This is a genomic window from Sedimentitalea sp. XS_ASV28 (assembly GCF_041224545.1).
Taxonomy (GTDB): Bacteria; Pseudomonadota; Alphaproteobacteria; order Rhodobacterales; family Rhodobacteraceae; genus Sedimentitalea.
The window spans coordinates 1-410 of the sequence record NZ_JBGFGP010000029.1 but is presented as its reverse complement, the minus strand read 5'-3'; the positions used below and the strand labels follow the sequence as shown (position 1 = coordinate 410).

1 protein-coding gene is annotated in these 410 nt (G+C 54.1%); it reads right to left on the bottom strand.

What is annotated here, in order from left to right:
• Positions 1 to 58: 58 nt before the first annotated feature.
• Positions 59 to 410: TRAP transporter large permease subunit (locus AB9K34_RS00375; RefSeq protein WP_369952510.1), on the bottom strand; the 352-nt coding region annotated here is incomplete at its 5' end.

Genomic DNA, 410 nt, shown 5'->3' with positions numbered 1-410 from the left:
GCCTACGGTGCATTGTGAATCCCTTTTGTCAACACGGCCTAGCGACGAAACCTCTTTCTTACATCAAATCCAGCGCTCGCGGTATTGACAGCGACAGGGCTGGCCAAAACGTAGTCATCAGCATGACCGGGAATGCGACATAAGTCAAGAGCCCGTCTGCGGTCAAAACGGCCGTCATGATTTGTGCCCGCGTGATCTTGCACGACAGAAACAGCGGTGGCGCCACCGGCGGGCTATTTGCGCCAATGACGACAGAGCACCCTACGATTGCGGCGAAATGCACTGGGTCAACTACATTCGCCACCATCAGGGGCATGAACAACGGAGCGATCACAACAGTGACGGATATGTCATCCATCAAGGCACCTGCAACAATCAAAACCAGATTAACGACCAACAACGCGCCGATC